At 35.3% G+C, this 19,512-nt stretch carries 20 protein-coding genes; 6 read left to right on the top strand and 14 right to left on the bottom strand.

Going from position 1 to position 19,512, the window contains the following annotated elements:
* Positions 1-31 precede the first annotated feature (31 nt).
* On the top strand, positions 32-1,036 hold the full coding sequence (locus JNG87_RS12410; RefSeq protein ID WP_137906124.1) for a terpene synthase family protein: 1,005 nt from the start codon (positions 32-34) through the stop codon (positions 1,034-1,036).
* A 275-nt stretch (positions 1,037-1,311) separates the two neighbouring features.
* Here JNG87_RS12410 and JNG87_RS12405 read toward each other — a convergent pair whose 3' ends face one another.
* Positions 1,312-1,959: a response regulator transcription factor gene (locus JNG87_RS12405; RefSeq protein ID WP_228406558.1), complete on the bottom strand. Its 648-nt coding sequence runs from the start codon at positions 1,957-1,959 to the stop codon at positions 1,312-1,314.
* Entirely contained in the window at positions 1,956-2,690 is a 735-nt protein-coding gene (locus tag JNG87_RS12400) for a sensor histidine kinase (RefSeq protein WP_202838711.1), read from the bottom strand. The genes JNG87_RS12405 and JNG87_RS12400 overlap by 4 nt, the downstream gene beginning before the upstream one ends.
* Before the next feature lie 415 nt (positions 2,691-3,105).
* Here JNG87_RS12400 and JNG87_RS12395 point away from each other — a divergent pair, with 415 nt between their 5' ends.
* Positions 3,106-3,243, top strand: coding sequence for a hypothetical protein (locus JNG87_RS12395; protein ID WP_202838710.1), 138 nt, complete (start codon positions 3,106-3,108; stop codon positions 3,241-3,243).
* Positions 3,244-3,292: 49 nt separating this feature from the next.
* Here the strand turns inward: JNG87_RS12395 and JNG87_RS12390 are convergent, their stop codons facing one another.
* From JNG87_RS12390 to JNG87_RS12335, 12 genes are all read right to left on the bottom strand, one after another.
* Positions 3,293-4,726, bottom strand: a complete 1,434-nt coding sequence (locus JNG87_RS12390) for a hypothetical protein (RefSeq protein WP_202838709.1) — start codon at positions 4,724-4,726, stop codon at positions 3,293-3,295.
* Positions 4,727-4,736: 10 nt separating this feature from the next.
* Positions 4,737-7,541, bottom strand: coding sequence for a hypothetical protein (locus JNG87_RS12385; protein WP_238349582.1), 2,805 nt, complete (start codon positions 7,539-7,541; stop codon positions 4,737-4,739).
* A 9-nt stretch (positions 7,542-7,550) separates the two neighbouring features.
* Positions 7,551-8,351, bottom strand: a complete 801-nt coding sequence (locus JNG87_RS12380) for a WxL protein peptidoglycan domain-containing protein (protein ID WP_227944132.1) — start codon at positions 8,349-8,351, stop codon at positions 7,551-7,553.
* Positions 8,352-8,431: 80 nt separating this feature from the next.
* Positions 8,432-8,977: a peptidoglycan-binding protein LysM gene (locus JNG87_RS12375; protein WP_202838708.1), complete on the bottom strand. Its 546-nt coding sequence runs from the start codon at positions 8,975-8,977 to the stop codon at positions 8,432-8,434.
* 85 nt (positions 8,978-9,062) lie between these two features.
* A complete protein-coding gene (locus JNG87_RS12370) occupies positions 9,063-9,608 on the bottom strand; it encodes a peptidoglycan-binding protein LysM (protein WP_202838707.1) in 546 nt (181 codons plus the stop codon).
* Between the two features lie 334 nt (positions 9,609-9,942).
* Entirely contained in the window at positions 9,943-10,488 is a 546-nt protein-coding gene (locus JNG87_RS12365; protein WP_110011201.1) for a peptidoglycan-binding protein LysM, read from the bottom strand.
* A gap of 199 nt (positions 10,489-10,687) precedes the next feature.
* Positions 10,688-11,233 carry a peptidoglycan-binding protein LysM gene (locus tag JNG87_RS12360; RefSeq protein WP_202838706.1) on the bottom strand — a complete coding sequence of 182 codons (546 nt, stop codon included), beginning with the start codon at positions 11,231-11,233 and terminating at the stop codon, positions 10,688-10,690.
* A gap of 203 nt (positions 11,234-11,436) precedes the next feature.
* Positions 11,437-11,979, bottom strand: a complete 543-nt coding sequence (locus tag JNG87_RS12355) for a peptidoglycan-binding protein LysM (protein ID WP_202838705.1) — start codon at positions 11,977-11,979, stop codon at positions 11,437-11,439.
* Between the two features lie 337 nt (positions 11,980-12,316).
* Positions 12,317-12,643 (bottom strand): helix-turn-helix domain-containing protein, encoded by a 327-nt coding sequence (locus JNG87_RS12350; RefSeq protein ID WP_202838704.1) that lies wholly within the window; start codon positions 12,641-12,643, stop codon positions 12,317-12,319.
* Positions 12,644-12,655: 12 nt separating this feature from the next.
* Positions 12,656-13,093 (bottom strand): transposase, encoded by a 438-nt coding sequence (locus JNG87_RS12345; protein ID WP_202838703.1) that lies wholly within the window; start codon positions 13,091-13,093, stop codon positions 12,656-12,658.
* 118 nt (positions 13,094-13,211) lie between these two features.
* Entirely contained in the window at positions 13,212-14,480 is a 1,269-nt protein-coding gene (locus JNG87_RS12340; RefSeq protein ID WP_202838702.1) for a hypothetical protein, read from the bottom strand.
* 89 nt (positions 14,481-14,569) lie between these two features.
* A complete protein-coding gene (locus tag JNG87_RS12335; protein WP_202838701.1) occupies positions 14,570-15,136 on the bottom strand; it encodes a hypothetical protein in 567 nt (188 codons plus the stop codon).
* Positions 15,137-16,507: 1,371 nt separating this feature from the next.
* On the opposite strand from JNG87_RS12335, the gene JNG87_RS12330 reads away from it, so the two are divergent.
* The 4 genes from JNG87_RS12330 to JNG87_RS12315 all read left to right on the top strand — a co-directional run bounded on the left by JNG87_RS12330 (position 16,508) and on the right by JNG87_RS12315 (position 19,455).
* Positions 16,508-16,768 carry a helix-turn-helix transcriptional regulator gene (locus tag JNG87_RS12330; RefSeq protein WP_202838700.1) on the top strand — a complete coding sequence of 87 codons (261 nt, stop codon included), beginning with the start codon at positions 16,508-16,510 and terminating at the stop codon, positions 16,766-16,768.
* Between the two features lie 169 nt (positions 16,769-16,937).
* Complete coding sequence (locus JNG87_RS12325) at positions 16,938-17,099, top strand: hypothetical protein (protein ID WP_202838699.1); 162 nt, start codon at positions 16,938-16,940, stop codon at positions 17,097-17,099.
* Between the two features lie 682 nt (positions 17,100-17,781).
* On the top strand, positions 17,782-18,690 hold the full coding sequence (locus tag JNG87_RS12320; RefSeq protein WP_202838698.1) for a hypothetical protein: 909 nt from the start codon (positions 17,782-17,784) through the stop codon (positions 18,688-18,690).
* 9 nt (positions 18,691-18,699) lie between these two features.
* Positions 18,700-19,455 carry a hypothetical protein gene (locus tag JNG87_RS12315; RefSeq protein ID WP_202838697.1) on the top strand — a complete coding sequence of 252 codons (756 nt, stop codon included), beginning with the start codon at positions 18,700-18,702 and terminating at the stop codon, positions 19,453-19,455.
* The last annotated feature ends 57 nt before the right edge of the window (positions 19,456-19,512 follow it).

Genomic DNA, 19,512 nt, shown 5'->3' with positions numbered 1-19,512 from the left:
TAAATCCAGAACAACCTTAAACTTTAATAAAATGAAACCCGAAGAATATCATTCAAAAGATTACCTACCACGCGGCTATTATCCATGGCCGGACCTTATCAGCCCGCATGCTGAACAAATGGGAAAAGATATGGAAGGATGGATTGATAACGACTATACTTTCCTGACAGAAAAACAACGTGAAAAATACAAGAAAATGAGGTTACATATGTGTACTGCGCGTATGTGGCCAGACCTCACTTATGAGCAAAGTATCCCTTGCAATAGATTCATGCTGCAATATGTTGCGCTCGACGATCAGGTAGAACACTCATCTCCCAAGGAAATGGAACAAATGAGGAATCGATGTACAGCAATTCTCAGAGGAGAGCAGCCAAAACCCGAAGAAAATGCACTTTATCAACACATAGCATTAATAAGGGACGAATTCCGTGCATTAATGCCTGCGATATGGGTAGAACGTTTCATACATTATTTTTATCAATCGTTCCGGTATGGAATTGAGCTCGAATATCCTTACAAGAAGGCTGAACGGCCACCATCACTCCATCTTTTCAAAACCATCCGCGAATATTCAGTTCTTATGCGGCCGTATCTGATTTTTGGTGAGATAGAGTCAGGTCTCGTTTTACCTGAACATATATTTGAACACATTGTTTTTCAGAAAATGATATCTCATATGACCTTAACTGTGGCATGGCAGAACGATATTCATTCTCTGCCTAAAGAAATGGCGAAAGGAACTGAGGTTTTTAATCTCGTTTTTGTTTTACAGCAACAATACAATCTTTCATTGGCAGAAGCCTGTTCAGAAACTTTTCGTATTCACAACGAAGAAATGGCAGGTTTCATGACTTTACACAGCGAATACCGTGAGTTTGGAGAATATCAGGAACACGTAGACCAATTCGTTTATTATGCAGGAGTGGGACTACAGGGAGTGAATACTTTTTACCTCGAAACGGAAAGATATCTGCACGGAGGAGCAGGCTTTGCCTGGCCGGAAAAAATTGTAAATGAAAAAGATCTTCTTTAAAATCATTCAGGATATCAGAAAATAAGATAAAATATACTATTCTTAATGCAACAGCAACATTGTTGTATTATTATTTAATTGTGTTAACAGGGACAAGGGAAGAAAATGAAACAGCATATTAAAAATCAACCTGAAAGACAGAATGATATGATATACCGATATATGACTCAAAGCACAGACCTTAGAGATGTCTTCTAAGGTTCCAAAACTTACGAACCGGAGCAAAAAGTGGCCCGTCTGCAACTATTTAGTCTAAAGCTTCTGTGATAGCATTTTTACTGATTATACAGCCTGAGAATGTCCACCAATTCGGGTAGGGATCGTATTTTCAGTTTTTCAAATAACCTGTTTTTGTAAGTGCTGATCGTCGATGAATGGAGATTCAGCTGATTAGAAATTTCTTTGAGGGGAAGACCTTCCGCAAGCTTATTGGCAATTTGCAATTCGCGGTCTGAGAGCGCTTCAAAGGGAGATTTTTTCGTCGTGCCATTTAAGGATTCTAAAAAAATAGCTTCCTTTATATTATCACTGACATACCGTCCTTTACTGAGCATAGCCGCCAAAGCAGTTTCAATGACTTCAGTGGAGCTTAGCTTACTTAGATAGCCGCCAGCTCCCATTTTCAGATAACGCATTCCATACAGCTCTTCATCCTGTGAAGAAAATATTAGAATTTTTAATTCAGGTTGATGTAATTTTATGTAATCTATTGCTTCCTGAACAGTGCCATTGGGCATATTAACGTCCATGATGGCCAGATCGAATTCTTCTTTCAGAATCAATTTGTACAGTGATTTATAATCCTCTACTTCTGAAATTATGGCATCGGGTCTGAATCGTTTGATTGTTTGTATCAAACCCATCCGGACGATACCATGATCGTCTGCTACAACAATGCGAATGTTTACTTTTGAACCCATCATTCTATAAATTTACGTAAAAAAAGAGAAACCGTAGTACCTTTATTTTTAGCGGAAATGATCTGGATGTTTCCATGCAGCAAGGATATAAATTTTTTTACAATTTTCAAACTTAATCCAACTCCTTTCTCGCCTGCAGTTCCCAGAAATATGGGATTATCATAATTGTAGATCCCCGATAAATACTTTTCATTTATTCCGGTTCCGGAATCAATTACAGAAAGTACAACCTGATCACCTTCTGTAACAGCCTGAAAATAAATATCCTGACCCGGCAAGGAGTATTTTACCGCGTTGTTAAAAATTTTATCCAAAACATATTCGAGCAACAGGCGATCGCTTGTAAGAAATGCATTGTGATCTCCTTTAAAATAAAATTTAACGTTTTTTTCTTTTAATTTAACAGTGTATTTTTCTTCTAAATAGTGAAAGAGGTCCATCACCATGATTGTAACGGGTTTAATCTTAAATTCCCCGTATTGTGTTTTTAGCCAGGTAATGCTGTCCTGAATCGTTTGCAGATTCTTCCGGGCATCACGTTTTATCTGCGGCAATAACTTAAAAAAATCTTCCTCACTTATAGTCTTTTGCTCCAGCTCTTCGATAAGCCAAAGAAAGGTTCCAAACAGTTCTTTTGAGTCATGAGACAATATCGAAATCAGTCCGTTCTTGAAATTAATTTCGTTTTCAAGTCTTTCGATTTTTAATTGTAGTTCGTTGATAAAATCATTCATAAATTCAGTATCACGGTTAGAAGCTGTTTGAATTGTTTTTTGAAAGAAGGCAGAAAGAGTTATATTGTTTAAATACGAATAAAAACATATAGTTCAGACCTTTCTTCCAGGAGCTGGCAAGTTATAAAAAATATCATATTAGTGAAAAAAAAATCAAATGGGATTTACCTGAAATAATACAGGTCCTGTTTTATCTCACAAAAAAGACTGTGTCAGATTCCATGAGAATTTTGACTCTGGCAGACTGTTTACCGGTAGTATCGAAAATAGAGAAAAGGTGAAATATAGAACAGTATCAACAGATTACTGATCACAAAAAGCTGAATGATACAGGATAAAAATGGCAGCCTGAAGTGGCAATCATTGATAGCCAGACTACCAAAATACATCCACAGGTACTAAAAATATAGGGCTGATGAAGGAAACTCATCAAAGAAGAAAACGCATCTATGGAGATACTTCAGGAAATCTTTTGGAAAGTTTTGTGGTTTCGGTCAATTGCTATCACGGAAGTACAGCTGTAAAATGCCCGGACAAAATACGCTCAGAATGAATTATCGCTATTAAACGGATCTATAAGAAAACTATTTCAGAAAGTAGGGTTAAATTGCCGTAAAACTATAATACACATTGACAGAGTAAGTGGTATTTTCCTTCCCTACCAAACTTTGGGCACCCGCAGGCGAAATGGTGTATCTTACATTTAGTCCCCGATCCAGAACCGGAGCTCCGTTAAAGAGTATTTTTTGAGGAGTTTTGGATAAAGGTACACTTACAGAACTTCCATCCACACCAATTTGTAATATATTGGAATTAATGTTGGTCTGTAAACCGCCTTTCTTGAAATAATTTTCGTCCGATTTTACATAGAGCTCAAAATTTTCATTATTAGACAACATAATCTGGTTGGAAATCATTTGTGACTGACCATCCGTGTAATGGGCAGCAGTATTAAAATTGAAGTTGACATTGCGCCCGGAACTGGGAATGGTGATCTCCGACAGGGGAAGCACCTTCAACTGAACAGCCGTATTTTGCAGGCTGTTAATGGAGTTATCTGTACTGCTGGCATTGAAGTTCAATTCAAACGTGTAGGTTCCGGCTTCAAAAAAGAAGTTTTTAAAATCTTCCGCAGACACATAAAGCTGGGGAGTGAAGCTGTTTCGGTTTCCCGCTGCAACACTGAAATTAGCCGCGGAAAAATTCTGAAAATCGGCAGATAAAGCTTTGGTGGTAAGTGCAGATCCGTTACTCCCCAATTTAATGCTGGCAATATTTCTGGTTCCCGGAACCCCTTTAGAAGAAGTAAACTGAATGTTTGCGGAAGCAGCTTTCGCCCCAAAATTAAAATCAACCGTATTCGCGATTTCCGTATTTCCCAAATCCCACACCCGAGTGCTTGTATTCCGATAGTCATTCAAAGAAGAAATTTCTATGTATTTTGTTAAAGAGTTTGCAACCCATCGTATAGATGAAGGAATAATTAAAATTGTTTTAAAATTACGGGGTGTGAAGTCATTATAATTCTGAGTGATATCCATGGAGTAATTCCCGGCACGGAAAGCATTGGCCGTAAATTGTGAGGCAGGAATTTTAAATGTAAAATTGATGTTTCCCCGGTTGAATCCTCCCGCGAGACTGATCGATGGCGGTTCAAACCATTTTACAGCGCTTGTACTGAACGACTGAAAACCTGGCAAATAGCCTGAAATTCCGGTATAGGGCAGCTGGCCGCCCATACTTTCCAACTGCCACAAAAGCGTGGAAGAAGGTAAAGTAAGTGAAGAAGAAGAGTGAGTAAAAGTTGGTCCTGAAACAGAGGTAAATGTAGGTGCGGTTGGGAGTAATCCCAAAAAGGCATAATCCCAGTTGGTTCTGTTGGCGTTCGTCATTACCCTTGTAGGTACAGAGGTAAATTCGGTCCTGTTAAAAATATTACTTTCAGGAACCGACAGGTACACATCCTGAGCTTTCGAGACTGCAGACCCGCAGAAAACAATAAAAATTCCTATTAGAAAAGCCCTCATCTTTTTCATACTTTTAAATTTAAAACTTTTTCACCTTAATGGTGGTGTCTTTCTTCTTATATTCAAAAACCACGGTTTTTGAATACCCTTCTTTTGTTACCAGAATCGTTTGGGTAGGTTGTGTATAGCTGTATTTGTCATTTTCAATATAGAGGTTGTATTTTCCATCTTTCAGGAAAAACTCAAACTCATTTCTTTGGTTAACCACAGCAGTATAGATTGCACCATCTTCACCTTTTGCATACACCACTATTCCTGTTACATCCGTTTCCAAAACATCATAGGCCTGCCTGATCTCTGTTAATTTCCCGCTTACCCTGATGTTTTTTACCAGGCCCACTTTGCGGTTAATATTGTTATGGACCATAATGGAAGGATCCATCATCAACCGGGCACCTGCATTTTCGTTCACTTTCAGTGTGTAAGTACCTTCGGGCACATTCTGAAAGACTACTTTTCCATTCTTATCCGTCATCGCTACATAATTGTCCAGTTTTACAATTTCATTAGCAAGTACCGATTCGCCGGATTCCAGAAGTCCATTGAAATTTTTATCTTCAAAGAACTGGAAAGCCACTTTATGATTTCCAAGAGCCGTAGCGGTGGTAAAATATTTTTTAATCCCCGCTCTGAACTGGTAATAACTGCCGCTGCTTGCGTATTCAGCGGTAGATTTATACCCGGAAAGATTAAAATAGCCTGTGGTGGACCAGGAAGGCGAAATCTTATATTCCAGATTACCTGTGATATTGCTGTTTAAATTTTGATACAGTTGCGAATAAAAGGTTCCTGCTGAAAAAGATCCGGTCAGATTATGGTTAAACATCTGGAAATTATAAGAGGCGTATACATTGTAGTTGGCGAAATTACGGTTTACATTATAATAAGAATTTAAATCAAAGACACTTGTTGCGTTCCATTGGGCCGTTCCGTTGAGGGAGAATGACTTATATCTGTAAGACAAGGTTGTTTTCAAACTGTTGAACCAGTCTGGTTTATCATTCTCTTTTGAATAAGAATATTCCGCCGTAAGGTTCAATCCGTGAGCACCTAAAGTAGTACTGATGTTGGCTTCCAACCTATAGGAAAAAAGTTCCTGTGATGTGTAAAAATTAGCTGTTTTTTGCTTTTCAACCTTTGGAGACAGTAGAAAATTCCATTTCTTTAAAGAAAACTGATATCCTAGTCCCAAAGCTTCTGTACTGTTGAAATAATAACGCAAATTAGCGGTGTTCCCAGGTTGGATTGGCTCGCTCTGGAAACTCAGAAACTCAGGCTCTATCTGCGAGTTCTGATATTGTATAAAAGCGCGCTGAGCAGCAGAAAATTGGCGGCCGATCCTCTGATTTGAGAAAAAGGATCCCCTTTTGATCCCTGCATAACTTTTGGTCGCAAAGGAATTGACAGATTGTATATCCCACTTCCCTATTTTCCCTTCGTAATTGGCTCCCAGTAAAGCTCCTGCATTTTCATCGTTGTTCAAAAGACCTTTTTCCTGGCTGACTCCCACCTCCGTTCGGATGGTGTGTTTATCGCTGACTAACAATGATGTTACCGCATTCGCTACCTGCGTATCTACGTTAAAGCGCGGATCATGGTCGAATATATAAGACACTTTCCCATTAAAAGATTTAGCATTCCCAAAAGCATATTTTGTACCTACCATGGTAGATCCTTCTGTTTGTTGGAAAAAAGTGCCATACAGATTATAATTATTTTCCAGCGCAAGAACTTCAATCTGATTATTTTTACCAAATCTGGTAGAAACCTTCCCGCCTCTTCCGAAAACCGGGTAATCGTAATCGCTGCTGTTAACATTTCCCAAGCGTAATACCGTATTTTTTCTCTCCAGTTCCAGCCAGGTATCATAGAGATTATACAGGCCGTCTTCAACATAGTAATCTGCACCGATATTGAAGCGCGATTTTACATTATCAGTAACACGAAATGCTGTGTTTCCCCTCAACTGGAGATAATTGAAACCTGAACTGTTTTCATTATAGCTCATTTCCGCAAAGTTACTTCCGCTCACCGCTTCATTTCCACGGGCAATCTGTCTGTTGTGCGATAAAATGACTAAATAGAGCGTGTTGCTTCCCACGATTTTATTATCAAGAAGGTCTGTGACAATTGCATTAATATTAAATTCCGGATAAAGTGTATTCTGTTTTCTGACTGCAATTTTAATCTCAACCGTTTGTTTTTCCAAACCTTCCAGGGATACAGTCTGTTGTTTTGGCAAAATTTCCAAACCATCAGGAATGGATTGCAGATCAATTTTAACGGTGCGTTTACTATACCCCTGATTTTCTACAGTCAGCAGAATTGAGGATTGAGGTAAAGCAGGGTTAATGAAATTTTCGTAGCTGGCGGTATAAACTGCGATGTTTTTGTTCTCGCCCTTAGCAACGAAGAACGAGGCGCTTTCAGTTCTGGTGACCGTTGGAGTGGCGTACGAAACCTGGAATTGGATCTTATTGGATCTAAGTTTCATAAAATCCACGTTGGCAATCAGTTTCACAGGAAGATTTTTAGACTGACCAGCGCCTAAGGTAAAGTCATTTTTGGGATAGAAAAGCAACCCCGGATAGTTTTCCTGAGGAATAATATTCTGAATAATAATCTCTTCAGAACTTTTATTCTCAATGACCAGGAAATTAGTAAAGGTAGAACCTTTTTCAACAGCTAAACTGTCGTTTTCAAAATGGATTTGAATATCCTTTTTTTCCTGCGCAAAGGCCCACGAAAAGTGCAGAAGAACAAATATAAAAAATAAGATTGTTCTTCTTAGTACTGAGGTTGATATTCCATTCTGTGGTTTCAAGACTTACTATTAAAATTTAAAGTTTTTTTCTCCTACACGTAAATCATTGGATTCTGCCATTTTGACGATAACCACGCCAAGAAAGTTCCCTGAAATGTTCTCCGGTAAAGAAAACTGAACGACCTGATTGGTATCCGGAAGCATGGAGATTGAAATTGCGGGTAATTTTATTTCTTTGCCACTGTCTGTGTTGGTGAGTTCAAACTCAACGGTAGCATCATTAATGGTGTTTCCATCATTGTGAATGCTTACTGCGACTTTTCTGTTCGCTGCATTCTCATTGCTCACTTCTGCAATATTGGTAATATCCAGACTTTTTACATGGTTTCCCGGTGGAGTATAAAAGATGTGAAGTCCCACCTCAAATAAGGTGATAATACCAATACCGTTCTGAACACGTGCCTTATCTGCCTGCTGAGGAAGCTGGGTAAAAAACAACATACTGTTCGTAACGGCAGATTGTGATGCGTTTGCAGGAATCTGCATGGTTACTGCAATCTCCTTTGTACTTTTCGCAGGAACTGTTACAGTGTTTTCTAAGGTAGATACCCAGGAAGCATTAGACGTTTTTGAACTGCCTGCTTCAAGATAAACCTTATTTCCGTCTTCTTCTCTGAACCAGTCTTTAGAGTTGAGATTAAAGACATAATCCTTATCCGAGCTGTTCTGAAGCGTGACTGTCTTTGTTACTTTTTCTCCCGGATTGCCGGTAAAAAACAAACGTGTAGGCGACATAGAAATACTTTGTGCCAGAAGTGAAGAAGATCCTGTAAGGATAAAGAAAATGAAAAGGGGAATGAATTTGTGCATGGCGTAAATAGTTTAATAATAAAAGATTCCCAAAACTACTGAAAACATAGCAAAAGGAACCTTTTAAACTAAAATTTTTATTATAAAGCAGTCGCGGTATACGTTACTGTTTGTATATAAGTTCCGGCCGGTTTACCTAAAATATCTGAAGATGATGATTTTGCTGCCGGGATGGTGTAGTCCAGATTCAGTGTTAAGGCACTTCCGAGAGGAGCATTGGATACTAAAGTTCTTTCTCCTGGGGATAAAACCACGTCGTTTTTTGTTCCGCCCATACTTCCGGAAGCTTCTGCAGCTTTGATTGTCAAAACATCCACTGGGATTGAGTTTGAACCATTGACGAAATTCGGTCCCCCTGCTTTTACCTTTACATTAAAGTTCTTTGTGGAAGTAACTTTTAAAGAGTTCGCTTTGGTAATTGTCTGATCAGAGTTATAGTCTGCTGCAGTAACATAGTTAAAGGAAACTATACCACCAATTGCTGTACTTCCTGCATCGATAGAGATGACATCATTCAGGGTAATGTTTACAGCTGTGGTTGCGGTTGTATTTTGAGCTTGCACATTGTTAGTTCCAAATAGGATTGCTCCCAAAGTTATGGCTGTGATTGTGATTAGTCTTGTCATGGCAGTAATACTTTATTGTTATTTTAATTTAATTGTTCTTTATGAACACGAAAAATCTACAGCGATGATAAAAGTTTCTTTTTTATTATAAAGCCGTCGCGGTATAAGTTACTGTTTGCGTATAAGTTCCGGCCGGCTTACCTAAAATATCAGAAGATGATGATTTTGCCGCTGGAATAGTATAGTCCAGGTTCAATGTTAAGGCACTTCCAAGAGGAGCGTTGGTAACTAAATTCTGATCCGTTGCAGATAAAACTACAGTATTTTTTGTTCCACCCATTGTTCCGGCTGCTGTAGCGGCTTTGATCGTCAGAACATTGACAGGAATTAAGTTGGTTCCATTCATAAAATTAGCGCCTCCTGCTTTTACTTTAACGTTAAAGTTCTTTGTGGAAGTAACTTTTAAAGAGTTCGCTTTAGTAATTGTCTGATCAGAGTTGTAGTCTGCTGCAGTAACATAGTTAAAATCTACCGTATTACCAATGGCTGTACTTCCTGCATCGATAGAGATCACATCGTTCAGGGTGATGTTTACGGTTGTAGTTGCGGTTGTATTTTGAGCTTGAACATTATTAGTTCCAAATAGGATTGCTCCAAAAGTTAAGGCTGTGATTGTAATTAGTTTTGTCATGGCAGTAATATTTTATTGTTATTTTTATTTAATTGTTATCTTTTGTATACTGCAAATTTATAGTGGTGCTAAAATTTTCTTTGTAGTGGAAAAAGGAAGTTCGTGTAGTAAAATCACTACAAGGTTTATTCATATGATAAATGAAAAAGCCCTCAAAACTTAGAAAATGTTGAGGGCATATATAAATTACTGCTATTTCTATTATAAAGCTGTCGTAATATAAATTACCGGATTTTGAATTTTAGCTATCTCGGTTCAATACATACAAAATCAAAGGCCCCCTGAGGAAGCCTTCGAAACACCAAATCACAAAATATTAATATGAAAAATTAATTTATAAAGCTGTTGCAGTATACGTTACTGTCTGCGTATAAGTTCCGGCCGGCTTACCTAAAATATCAGAAGATGATGATTTTGCCGCTGGAATAGTATAGTCCAGGTTCAATGTTAAGGCACTTCCAAGAGGAGCGTTGGTAACTAAATTCTGATCCGTTGCAGATAAAACTACAGTATTTTTTGTTCCACCCATTGTTCCGGCTGCTGTAGCTGCTTTGATCGTCAGAACATTGACAGGAATTAAGTTGGTTCCATTCATAAAATTAGCGCCTCCTGCTTTTACTTTAACGTTAAAGTTCTTTGTGGAAGTAACTTTTAAAGAGTTGGCTTTAGTAATTGTCTGATCAGAGTTATAGTCTGCTGCAGTAACATAGTTAAAATCTACCGTATTACCAATGGCTGTACTTCCTGCATCGATAGAGATCACATCGTTCAGGGTGATGTTTACGGTTGTAGTTGCGGTTGTATTTTGAGCTTGAACATTATTAGTTCCAAATATGATTGCTCCAAAAGTTAAGGCTGTGATTGTAATTAGTTTTGTCATGGCAGTAATATTTTATTGTTATTTTTATTTAATTATTATCTTTTGTATACTGCAAATTTATAGTGGTGCTAAAATTTTCTTTGTAGTGGAAAAAGGAAGTTCGTGTAGTAAAATCACTACAAAGTTTATTCACATGATAAATAGAAAACCCTCAGTACCTGGAAAGTGCTGAGGGCATATATATTGATGTGTTTTTTTATTATAAAGCCGTCGCGGTATAAGTTACTGTTTGAGTATAAGTTCCGGCCGGCTTACCTAAAATATCAGAAGATGATGATTTTGCCGCTGGAATAGTGTAATCCAGATTCAATGTTAAGGCACTTCCAAGAGGAGCGTTGGTAACTAAATTCTGATCCGTTGCAGATAAAACTACAGTATTTTTTGTTCCGCCCATGGTTCCGGCAGCTGTAGCGGCTTTGATTGTCAGAACATTGACAGGGATTAAATTCGTTCCATTCATAAAATTAGCCCCTCCTGCTTTTACTTTAACATTAAAATTCTTTGTGGAAGTAACTTTTAAAGAGTTGGCTTTAGTAATTGTCTGATCAGAGTTATAGTCTGCTGCAGTAACATAGTTAAAATCTACCGTATTACCAATGGCTGTACTTCCTGCGTCGATAGAGATCACATCGTTCAGGGTGATGTTTACGGTTGTAGTTGCGGTTGTATTCTGAGCTTGAACATTATTAGTTCCCAGTATCATTGCTCCAAAAGTTAAGGCTGTGATTACGATTTGCTTTTTCATGATGGTAATATTTTATTGTTATTTTTTACTTAATTGTTATCTTTTGTATACTGCAAATTTATAGTGGTACTAAAAGTTTCTTTGTAGTGGAAAAAGGAAGTTCATGTAGTAAAATCACTACAAGGTTTATTCATATGATAAATGAGAAAGCCCTCGATACTTTTGTAGTATCGAGGGCTTTTCTATTTAAAATTGGTATTGACTTACAATGCAGTGGCAGTATAAGTTATTTTTTGTGTGTAAGTTCCCTGTGGTTTTCCTAAAAGTACCTTGGATGCATTTTCCGCAGAAATAGAGTAAGCAATATTTAAAGACTGTTTGGTACCTAAACCTGCATTACTCACCAGCACCTGATCATTTGGAGATAAAGTGACCTCATTCAGGGTTCCCACCATACTTCCGCCTGGTATTGCTTTTACCTGTAATATATCTACAGGAATGACATTTGCGCCACTTACAAAGTGTGCACCTTCAGATTTTACTTTTACATCAAAATTTTTAGAGGAAATAATGACTAAACTATTGGGAACGGTCACATTTTTTGATGAATTATAATCTTTTGTGTTCCCATAATTAAAATCTACAGCGCCTTCTGAAGCAGCAGAGCCAATATCCATTGCAATAACATCTGATAAAATAATATTGACTGATGTACTCACATGCTCTGAATGTTGTGCCATAACCCGGTGGGTTCCTAAGGCGGTTGTTCCCAGAGACAACGCAACGATAAAGATTTGCTTTTTCATGATTAATAAATTTAGTGAGGTGTAATAATATTGTCATTCGGAATTCATTATAAAGCTAATAACATTATATGACATTACCAAGACTTTTTTCATTGTTGAGTGTATTATATAAAGAATCTGCCATCTTAAAGCAGTATAAATAATTGATTATAAACTGCAAGTATACAAGACAAACATCAATTAATTTAATTAACAATAAGTGATTTTAAATTCGATTAAACACGTCAAAAAATAGAAAAGTCGGAAGATTTTTCTTCCGACCATCATTACCATAAAAGGACTCCTTATTTAATCTTTAGTACCTATTTGTTAACCAATCTGTTTGTTATAAAACATTTTATATTAAAAAACTCTTTTTCCATTTGGTTACTGTGTTTGGGCTTAATTTAAAGTGAATGGCGAGTTGAGTGTTATTAAGTTTATTTTTTTTCTGATAATCAAGCATTTTAAGTATATCCTTTTTCATAAATGAACGATGCTTCTGACTGGCAGCAAAAGTTTCCTTATCCGGAATCCCAAAAATTTTTTCATTAAGTTCCATAATATCCATAACGGATAAACTTTCTTTCTCTAATAATCGTTGACAGGAATCTCTTTTTTCCGGAAACTCTTTTACGATGATGTCATTATAAATTCTTTTATAATCGGGAACTATTTTTTCCATAAAATGTTGTATTTAATTTATTTCGCTTTTATACTTATATATCCATTTATACAAAGTTGTTTTAGGAATTTTATAATGCTCTATTACTGCAGCCTTTGACATTTCTCCTGATTCTATCTGTCTCAGAATAAAATCAATGATTTCCCTTGTGTAAATATTTTTACGAAACTGAGGTAAGCCTGGCTTTTTATTCTGTCTATTTTCTATGCTTTTACCTGCTATTGATGGGGCATACAATATCAAATGCTGAGAATACAGCCTGAAAAAATCATATTCTAATAATTTACTCCATTTCAACAGATTTTCTGTTTCTATACTTGAAGATTTGTACATTCCTTTTATTTCCTGTTCAGTACATTTCATAAAGCTACAGATACGGGATAGTTCTATCCCGCTTTCTGCAACTTCTTTTTCAATCAATGTCCCTATTGGAATCTCTTTAAAATTCATTAGTCCGTGTTTTTAGAATCTTATAATTGAAGGGTATTTATAAACCGACAGACGGAATTCATCTGCCGGATACAATGAATTTAAGGTGAGCTCATCCGTTCTATTTTATCATTTCATATCAATAGGATGACATTCTTTGTGCTGTCATAAAGACACGTCGGATATTATTGCTGGGATCAGTATCATTTAAATTATCTACAGAAACAAAAACGATTACTCTATACCAGATTCCGTCAACAATTACATCTACCGTTTCTATCTCCTGAGAATTATCACTGGAGTTTGTAGCTGTTACAGGAGTAGAACTGCTATTCATATTGTCTCCCCAGTTAAGATAAATTCCATTATCCGTTTCCATATAACCTCCAGGCGCTAATAAAACGTTCGAGCGGCGGAAGCGGTCTACGCTCGATAATGCCGAATACCATACTTTAATATTAGAACTGGAGGCATTTACCAAACGTGGATTGTAGGTAACGGCTCCTGAACCCTGATTGGAACTTGCATTAAAATCAAGGTCCAATTTTAACTTTCCTCCTAAAATAGCATCATAAGTACCGCCAACCTGTGTGCTCAGCAATCCTATATACGTCGCCGGTAATGTATAAGTAAAGAACTGATACTCTCCAGGTGCAAGTACTTTCCCAACACCTACTGTTGCACTACAGCTCTGCCCTCCTATCGAAATGGGAAATGTTGTTGTATTGGGGCTGGATACTGTTGGTATTCCGGAAACAGTATAATTTAAAGTACCTGATCCTTGCGCAAAATTACCCTGTGGAAGTGTTGCGGTAAGACCATTGACAGGTCCTATTGTTTGTGGACCATATATTCCTGCATTGCCTCCTGAATAAGGAATCGACATGGTACCCTGATAAGGAGTTCCGGCGGTATAGGTAAGCGGGCTTAGTGTTACGTCAGTACATCTCAAACCGCTTATCGTTCCCGACTGTAACGAGCGCCCATCCAAAGGTCTCCATTGGGTTCCGTCCCAATAAACATATCCCTTAAAGGTAAAAGTAGACTGAGTTCCCAGATTGTAAACCAATAAGCCAACTGCAGGATTAGGTATTGTAGACGCATCATTATATACTGTTAAAGCTACTCGTGGACCTAAAAACCCTTTTTGGCTGCCCGATGCAAGCTGACTTACATTAAGCTCCAGAATAGCAGATGCGTCGGGAATTGCACCAATACCTGTAGATCCTGAATTGGTTACAATAAAATCATTGGCTAATTGTGCGGCCGTTGGAGTTCCTGTTACAGCATTGTTTTTACCACCATCGATATTGAATATCCCTTGTGGATTTTGCGTATTGATGCCTACTTGAGCGAAAGCTAATGTGCCAAACGCTAAGGCAAGAATTGTATAAAATTTATTTTTCATTTTGTTTGATAATTTGGAAAACGGAAAAGAGTCTTATGAGTACTCTTTTCCATAGTACTATATTTTGAATTTGTGTTCCTGTTATTTTGCTATAAAATGATTTTGAAAGAGGGAGGAGACCGGATTTGTAGTCCTGCCAGAAAAGCCCTTTCGTACACATCGGTTTTAAGAGATTGCTCTGGACAAAACTGTTTTTCGTACAGGATAAATATCTTATGCTTTCTATGTAATATTCCTTGTTTTTCTTTCAACGTGTTGGTTATAATAATAGCAATATCTTCTGATTTTCCATAAAAAATGATAGTTGACTTACCATTTTCAGCTCTGGAGATTTTCTGTTCAGAAATCAATTTTAAAACTCTTTTTTCTTCTTGCTTTTTTTTAGCTTTTTTTATAGTATTACTAAAAGAACTCTGCTGTGTTTTTGGTAAGTAAGAAGAAGAAAGTACAACAATCTTGATATTGGACATTTGCTGCAGGTTATGCACTTTAGTGTTGGCTTTAATATATAATGAAACCAGACTATCTTTTCTCTCTAACAAAGAAATAATAATACTGTCTTTAATATAGAGATCACAACTTTTTCCAATATATAATTGAGCATATATCTTACAAAAAGAGCAAAGCAAAAGAAGCATACCTGATGCCTTTGTCATATTGTAACTCTTATTCTTAAAATACATTTTCACCTCATTGGAATTGAGCTGTAAAATTGATCTTATTTTAAGCTTAAATAAAGAAATACCATACGCTACAGATACCTTATCAACACGGTAAAATATACGGCATAGATACCACCAAAAGAACAAAACACACTTAATTTTCTAATTTTCAATACATTACAATAAACAATAATAGATCATTTAATTAACAGCATTAAAAACCAGAAATTCCTGTGCTACGCAAATGGAAATCTGATAATATTACAATTACCATTAACCTTGTATGAAGTTCTGAGAACCAAAAAAACAACACAATGACAAACCATTTTCAAAACCTGATGCAGATAAAAAAACAGAAAACCAATAGTCTAAAAAATCCGTTGAGGATAAAGTATAAATGAAATTGTGTGAAGTGTCTACAAAAATATGACTATGACTTTTATTATGGTATTAAAAATGGCAGATGATATAGTTTACCTTTTTGTAGTAAAAAACATTCAGAGCATTTAAAACTACAATTTCTGACCTACTAATTTCAGTATTTTGTACAAGCCTCTATAAAGATTTAACATTACTTAATCACTTGGTATATTTTAGCTTACATTTTTATGGAAAATTAATTTTACAGAAATAATTTTCAACTACAAATAAGTAGTATCTTTTAACAAATATTTATGACCAATGTTACGTAAAATTTGGAATTATATACAGAATCTGCATATTGATCCCACTGCTGACAGATTTGAACGTCTGGATGCCCAAATATTAAATTTATTCGCATTTTCTATAGGAATAGTTTTGCTTGTAAGCGGATTCAGAGATTTGCTGTTTGGGTTTGAGGGCTATTTTTTGTTATTGTTTGTGCTAGGCAGTATTTTTCTTATTCTTTTCTTTTTTACTAAGGCCCGGCAAAATATCATGATATGCTTTATTGTTATAGAGCTTGCTATGCTATTGGTTTTCTTCTTTTCATCCACTTCAGGTTTTGAAAATGGCTTGTCATTATATTATTTTTTGCTGCTCATGACTTCGTTATTTATTTTTAACACAAAGAAAAAATTAAAGTATATTATAGCTGTTTTTGCTACGGCGTTTGTTTTATTTCTCATAAGCCATTATTATGATTTTAGAATATTCAGGATTAAAAATGCCGGAAATTTAGAATTTTCAAGAAATCAGAGACTTTTTACTTTTTTACAAGTATTTATATGGTTTGCAATTTTCGGATATTTTATTCTGCTAAAACATTTTACTGTTTTGGAGCTGTACAGAAAAGTCCTTCGTAGCCAGAATATAATTGCTAATATACGTACGAGGCTGGATAAGAAAGACGATATAGATTTAGAAAATCTTGTAAAAATGGCTATGAATGACGACATCGCGTTCATACCAAAAATAAAACAATCATTTCCCGGATTATATGAAAACCTCATGCATGTAAATCCGGAAATTACATCAGAAGAGTTTAAACTATGTGCTCTTCTCAAGCTGAATTTCACTACAAAAGATATTGCGGAATACAATCATATTTCAATACGTACAGTTCAGTCAAGGAAAAGCAGGCTGAGGAAATCATTTGGAATCTCTTCTGATACAGATCTTTACAAATGGATAGATACTTTCTAATTTCCCTTATTTTAGCAGTAGTTATTTATTAGAAATCAATAAAAGCTCAAAAAGAATTTTCTACACTTTTGAAAAAATTGGAATATGGTGGCTTTCTCATATTGAGAATGAGTTCACCCAAAGATCGATGGAGCCTGATAGCTTAGAAATGGAATTGCAAAATCAGAAGATGCCAAGAAAAGACCTGGAAATAAAACATTGGGTTGAAAAAGTTTTAGAAGTGATACCGAATCTATCAAAGCTATACTCAGAAGGAAATACAGAAACAAAACAGTCTATTTTAGCGGAAAAACTTGAGTTTGAAGAAAATGCGTTTCGGACACCAAATTAAATTTTGCACTACCCTACATCTTACATATAACAATAGTTTGCAAACAAAAAAAGACGGACAAAACATTAAAAAAAATGTTTCGTCCGTCTTTGTGACCTCAGCGGTGCATTTTCCGAACACTTTTGTAGAAGATTTAGATAAAATTGCTAAACTCTCATCACTCATTATCTAATAAAATATTAACTCCTATATGCAATTCCATTTCGGATTACCTCATATCAGATTGAAATCTAAAGAATAATCAGATAAAAGATTTAGTTAATTATAAAAGAATATCTTGATAAATTCTCTTTGTTATTTTTGAGCTTTTTACTTTCTTAAATTGTTCTTATTGTTATATGAATCTTAAGCTTGCACACTATCTTCTTTACTTTCAGAAAGTCATTGTGTTTTCTACGGACAAAAGCAATATCTACAATATCTTTACTCTTCTCGATTTCAATGTTGTTCTTCAAAAGTTCAATTTCAATATTTGCTCTGGTTTCCAGATCAGAAATTATAGAAGCCTTTAATTCCGCTGAAATTTTAAAGAAATGGTCATAAATTACGCTCTTAAAACTTAACTATTTCAATTAAATTACAATTATTTTTAAGTATGTAAAATCATTGCGTACTTACTTGTTTATTTTGTATGATAGAAAACCATAACCATCAACAAATAATATAATTAAATCATCTCAAAATGGATACTTACATTCAGGAAATATACTCGACAATTTATAAAAATGCAGTTCTGTTTTTAAAACGTGGAATTAAAGAAATTATACAGAATGACCGAAAGATTTTTGATACGGAAATTGCAATTATTTCGTGCCTACACATTCAGACATCAATTGAATTATCACTAAAAGCTTACTTAATAAAAGAAGTTGATATCAACGCGATTTTAAAAAGTAACAGAACTTTATCCAATGAAGAGCTTTTGGAAAAGTTCAAACAAAATCATTTGAAAACTAAAACTTATGAAGAGCTAAAAAGTATCTTGAATGATAATAGGGATTTAGTATTTTTTTCTGATGTCCATTTCGAGCATCTCACTAGATTTCAATTATATAGAAACAAACTAATACATCTCAACTTGTTTTTATCTGATGAAGAAATAATTAATCTCAAAAAAGAATTGATCTTCGCTGTTACACATTTATTGATGCCTTTATTAACAGATATAAGCTTTGAATTTGAAAGTCCTTCAGAGTTCTACGAAGAGTATTTAGACAAAGAAGACTTCAACAAGTTAATTTCATTTCGACCATATATTGATGAAATGCATAATATGGCAATAGAATATTCTGGTTTAGCGTATGAATGTATAAATTGCTTTAATCGGACGTTTTCTCCAAACAATGAAATATGTTATTGTTGTAATTTGGATCTTTTTAATGCTGCTGGATACATTAACTGCGAAGCTTGTGAAGGAAAAAAATCAGTAGTATATGATACATTGAATATTCATGATAATAATCATAGTATAAATGGACTTTGTATGAAATGTGGTAATAAGATGATGGTCTATGAATGTCCTGACTGTGAAGTTAAATTTACATATTATGGAGAACCGGATTTTCTAGAAAAAAAACCTTGTAAATGTTAAAATATAATTATGGATAAAGTCGAAAAAAACCAGAAATGGAAATATAAAGGTCATAATTTAAATTCTTTCAAAGAAGATGATGAGGAATTTAAAAAATTGGCAAAAGTTATTGATAATGCTAACAAGGATGATCTTAAAGAAACCTTCGATAAAGCAATTCAAACGACATATGAACAATATAAAAAGTACTTATATGGACACAATCTGTTTTTATTCAGCGATCTGCAACAACATATAAAAGATTCAGTCAACTGTTTGATTATTGGTGCATATATTCCGAGCATCACAAATACTAATTTACTTCTTGAAAGAGCAGTGAAACTGACTTTGATACAATTTGAGGTAGGAAGTGTTATTAATTATGATGATGAGGAAATTATAAAAAAATACTTGCAGGCAGATAGACAGTATGCCGGAAAAAGTATGGAGAAAAATATTCAGAAATGTATAAAATACAAAATACTCACTACAGAAGAGGCAGACGAAGTAAGTGAACATAAATTAAAATTTCGCGATGGTTTCTCCCATTTTACTCCGCTAAATATTTTAAAAGGAGAGCAATTACTGACTAATATTTCATTGCAAGATAACCCAGATTTTGAGACAACTTTAAAATTGCCACAGTACCAATCTATACAAGTGATGAATTTTGCTATTCATAATGCTGAAAAGCATTTAAGCTACGTTCTTGATATAATAAACCATTTACAATTTAAAGTTTTAGAGGAATTTAGTAAGAATCTAAAAGCAAAGGAAAAATCTTAGGTGTTCTAAAAAATCCACTTTTTATATTTGAGTATTAACGCAAATTAATTTTGAAAC

Source organism: Chryseobacterium cucumeris (genome assembly GCF_016775705.1).
GTDB classification, from domain to species: domain Bacteria; phylum Bacteroidota; class Bacteroidia; order Flavobacteriales; family Weeksellaceae; genus Chryseobacterium; species Chryseobacterium cupriresistens.
This window is presented reverse-complemented; position numbering and strand designations above follow the sequence as displayed.